Origin of the sequence: Pricia sp. (genome assembly GCF_041745955.1) — a bacterium.
Lineage (GTDB): Bacteria > Bacteroidota > Bacteroidia > Flavobacteriales > Flavobacteriaceae > Pricia.
In genome coordinates this window covers 1-4218 of record NZ_JBGTHY010000283.1, presented here as the reverse complement: position 1 = coordinate 4218, position 4218 = coordinate 1, and the positions used below count along the sequence as shown (strand labels likewise).

Below are 4218 nucleotides of genomic sequence, written 5' to 3'. Positions count from 1 at the left end.
CGGTATTCGGATCCTAATTCCAGTGTAACATTGTTCTTCAATAGCCATCCGACAGTTGCGGTGAGGCGCTGGTCGAATTCCGGCTTACTACCGCGGGCTACGCTTAAAAGGCTTTCCGTCGAGGCAACGAAAAAGGCTTCGCCGACATCCAGTTTTTCCCCGCGAAGCGGCACGTCAACGGCAAGGCGATATCGAAAGCGGTGAGTGGTCAAAGAGGGGGTAATGCGTTGTTCCGCACGCAAACGGTTACCGAAACGAAAACTTCCGTAATTGTTAGTGATGTTGTATTGTTGTGTAATGCGCAGTTCGTTCTCCCCGACCCCTTCAAAAACCTGCCGGAAGCGGTATTGTATGCCTAGGGCAATACTTTGGTCGTACGCAATCTTCAATTCGGAAAAATGGGCGATATCCACTTGCCGGGTCCGTAGTTCAAGTTTTTTGTCGTAGATATAGCTACGTTGCGATAGCTCGAAGTTGTGCGAATAATTGGTGGCGACCTTATAGTTGATGGAAATATCGGGCTCCAAATAACCTGTGAAATTATCTTGGCCAAAGAGGCTGTTACCAAGAAAATAAGCAAGTATCCAAAGAAACCTTCTAATACAGCACATGATCATAATTCGGGGGAAGCGATTTTCGTAAATTTTCAAAATTGCCATCGGCATTAAAAAGGACTTCGTATTGTGCAAAGCCTCTGTCTTTTTTCCCGGATATAATAATCTCGTATTTTATATAGGGCAACATCAGATTCTGAAAGGCATTTTTTACAATAGTCTCCGCATCGTTTTCACCTACGGGATACTGCTGCTGTATTTTTTGGATGCGATATTGGGTAAAATTCTTTTCAAGATAATCGTTCATTTTTGAAAAGGCATCATCAGGAATGTCGATGGGTCGTATCAATAATTCGATATCCTCCAAAACGCCTTCTTCGTTGAATTCTACGCTATATTTCAAACGGTCTTTTTTGAATTTGGCCTCGTAGCTGGTCTTGATGCTGTCGGTCTCCTTATAAAATCGGATACGCCGGGCATCTTCCAGCTTTTCGTCAATATATTCCAAGGCTTTCTTGGGAAACTGCGATTTTTTGATACGGTACTCCCGTTCGTATTTCTTCTGTGCGGATGCCCAACATCCACAAAGCAATACCAAAACTGTGAAAAATATTTTCCTATTTGCCATTTTTTGGACTAGTATTGATTCCCCTACGACATATCATGAATAGCGACGACTGACAGACCCTTTTTTATCCCTCGTCTCATTTCAATATCTCAAAGCTACGACCTTAAACCTCGTCATACCGAAAACAATCGATTTCATGGTCGTTCACCATTCCTGTGGCCTGCATGTGGGCGTAGATGACGGTGCTTCCTACAAATTTGAATCCCCTTTTCTTCAAATCTTTACTGATAGCATCTGAAATAGTAGTATTGGCGGGAGCATCCTTGTAGTTCTTGACGCTATTTTTAATGGGTTTTCCATTAACAAAACTCCAAATATAGGTGCTAAAACTTCCGAATTCTTCTCGAACTTTTAAAAAGGTTTGGGCATTGGAGACGGTAGCCCGCACTTTTAATTTGTTTCTAACAATACCGGTATCCTGTAAAAGAGATTCAACTTTTGCTTCATCATATCGGGCTATTCTTTTATAATCGAAATCGTCAAAGGCCTTTCTGAAATTTTCACGCTTGCGGAGGATGGTGATCCAGCTCAATCCCGCTTGAAAGGTTTCCAAGACCAAGAATTCGAACAACCTTCCTTCGTCCTTTACGGGGACGCCCCATTCTTGGTCGTGGTAGGTCTCGTAGAGTGTATCGTCCTTGCACCAACCGCATCTGTTTTTTTCCATTAGTCGGGATTTAGGGCTAAAGATATTAAAGAACTCGTTCAAAAAGAAAAACCTAGCACCCCGATTTGGCAAAGGTTTTATAATAAAACCGGATATAAGAACGAAGTTTTTCTATTTAGCCAATGATTCCTCTTTTTTATATACGGTAAGAATCAGTTCCCCTTTCGCCAACGCCTTTTCGAAATCGGCCTCTACCGTATGCCAGAACCTGAAAAAGTTACGCCCGTCCTTTCGCTGGAGGACCACTTCGGTCGCCCCGTTTTCGGAACGGACTTCCTCCACCACAACCTTTTCGCCTTCCAGCGCATTGAAATTGGCGATGGCCCCACGCTTAATAATGAAATTTTTTCTTGGGAAATCGATATGCTCATACCCCGATGCTGATACGGTGCCCAAGGTCAGAACGCTTACTTCCCCGACTATATCGGTATTTTCCTGTGCGGATAGCAATCCGATAGAAAATAAGAATGCCGCAACTAATGCTGATTTTCTCATGACTATATTATTTAATTATCAATATATGAAGTTTATATTACAAATATAGTAATAACGTACATGATGAATGTATTACTTTCGTTAAATAGGTGTTAAACTATTATAATTCGATAGTAATACTATTATATTTACATTTTTAATCATAAAATTCCGTTTATGGAACATCTGTTGCAGTCGTTAAAAATAGGCATCAACGAAAAGATTTATGTCAAAGATCCCGAATCCTCCGATTTGGGAAAACGCATTATCGGAGAGAGCATCCTGATGATCGACGCGTTGGGATTCGAGAGTTTTACCTTCAAGAAATTAGGTCTCAAGATTGGAAGCAACGAAAGCTCGATCTACCGCTATTTCGAGAATAAGCACAACCTCTTGCTCTACTTGGCCTCGTGGTACTGGGGCTGGTTGGAGTACCAATTGGTATTCGCTACCAATGGCATGGCCGATGTTACGGGTAAGTTGAAAAAAACAATCGAGATCCTTACGAAACCTACCGAAGAAGATTCAGCGTTCTCCCATATCAACGAGGTGCTTTTGAATAAAATCGTAATCAACGAATACTCCAAGTCGTATCTGACCAAGGAGGTCGATACGGAGAATAAAGAGGGCTATTTTGTGATCTATAAAAGGTTGGTCAACCGTTTGAGTGCGATGATAGCGGCCGTCGATTCCGCATACGCCTATCCGAGCAGTCTGGCAAGTACTATTTTAGAGGGTTCTCTACACCAACATTTTTTAAAGGATCATTTTACCTCATTGACCGATTGCCGTAACACGGGCGATTCCACGGCCTATTTTACGCAGTTGGTTTTCAATTCCCTCAATACCGAACCGAATGGCTAAAAATGTACTGACCGCTTGGCAACGCCTTATGGGTCTGTTGAAACTAGATCGAAGAGATGTTTTGCAGACCTTTTATTATGCCATTTTCGCAGGTCTCGTCAATCTTTCGCTGCCTTTGGGCATTCAGGCCATCATCAACCTGATTCAGGGGGCACAGATCAGTACGTCATGGATCGTTCTGGTCATATTGGTCACGGGCGGTGTTGCCTTTGTCGGAATATTGCAATTAATGCAGATACGGATCATCGAGAACCTACAGCAGAAAATTTTTACACGGGCCTCCTTCGAGTTTACCTATCGTTTTCCGAAAATAAAGATGAGCGAACTGCGGGATTATTATCCTCCGGAACTGGCCAACCGTTTTTTCGATACTTTGGATGTGCAAAAAGGGGTTTCTAAGCTATTGTTGGATTTTCCGGCCTCGATCTTGCAGATTCTCTTCGGACTTTTGCTGTTATCTTTTTACCATCCTTTTTTTATTGTTTATGGGATACTCTTGCTGTTGCTCATTTATATAGTTTTCAAATTTACCGTTCAAAAAGGGATGGATACCAGTCTCGACGAATCGAAACGGAAATATAAAGTAGCGCATTGGATCCAGGAAGTGGCACGTTCGTTGGTCAGCTTTAAACTTTCGGGAAAGACCAGTCTGGCCGTCAATAAAAACGATGTGCTGGTAACGGATTATCTCGTGGCACGCGAGAGCCATTTTCGGGTGCTCGTGCTTCAGTTTATACAAATGATCGGTTTCAAGGTGCTGGTCACTGCCGGGCTTTTGGTAATCGGCGGTCTTCTGGTGCTTAACCAGGAAATGAATATCGGCCAGTTCGTTGCCGCCGAAATCATCATTCTGTTGGTCATCACATCGGTGGAGAAACTGATTCGGGGCCTGGATACGTTCTACGACCTGTTGACCTCCTTGGAAAAACTTGGTCAGGTAGTGGATAAAGATTTGGAAGATCAAGGCGGAGAAATGCCCTTGGGTCAGCATGAAAGCCTGATGGTCGAATTGGACAATGTGTCGTTCGGGG

General features: G+C 43.0%; 6 protein-coding genes. 2 read left to right on the top strand and 4 right to left on the bottom strand.

Annotated features, from left to right (window positions below; all coding sequences use genetic code 11):
- The 4 genes from ACEW8S_RS10475 to ACEW8S_RS10460 all read right to left on the bottom strand — a co-directional run.
- Window positions 1–611: DUF2490 domain-containing protein (locus tag ACEW8S_RS10475; RefSeq protein ID WP_373518102.1), on the bottom strand; the 611-nt coding region annotated here is incomplete at its 3' end.
- Window positions 598–1182 carry a hypothetical protein gene (locus tag ACEW8S_RS10470; protein ID WP_373518101.1) on the bottom strand — a complete coding sequence of 195 codons (585 nt, stop codon included), beginning with the start codon at window positions 1180–1182 and terminating at the stop codon, window positions 598–600. The genes ACEW8S_RS10470 and ACEW8S_RS10475, both read right to left, overlap by 14 nt.
- A 103-nt stretch (window positions 1183–1285) precedes the next feature.
- Window positions 1286–1849 carry a DNA-3-methyladenine glycosylase I gene (locus ACEW8S_RS10465; RefSeq protein ID WP_373518100.1) on the bottom strand — a complete coding sequence of 188 codons (564 nt, stop codon included), beginning with the start codon at window positions 1847–1849 and terminating at the stop codon, window positions 1286–1288.
- Window positions 1850–1960: 111 nt separating this feature from the next.
- Window positions 1961–2344: a hypothetical protein gene (locus ACEW8S_RS10460; protein WP_373518099.1), complete on the bottom strand. Its 384-nt coding sequence runs from the start codon at window positions 2342–2344 to the stop codon at window positions 1961–1963.
- A 156-nt stretch (window positions 2345–2500) separates the two neighbouring features.
- On the opposite strand from ACEW8S_RS10460, the gene ACEW8S_RS10455 reads away from it, so the two are divergent.
- Window positions 2501–3187, top strand: a complete 687-nt coding sequence (locus tag ACEW8S_RS10455; protein ID WP_373518098.1) for a TetR/AcrR family transcriptional regulator — start codon at window positions 2501–2503, stop codon at window positions 3185–3187.
- On the top strand, window positions 3180–4218 hold a 1039-nt coding region (locus tag ACEW8S_RS10450), incomplete at its 3' end, for an ABC transporter transmembrane domain-containing protein (protein ID WP_373518097.1). The genes ACEW8S_RS10455 and ACEW8S_RS10450, both read left to right, overlap by 8 nt.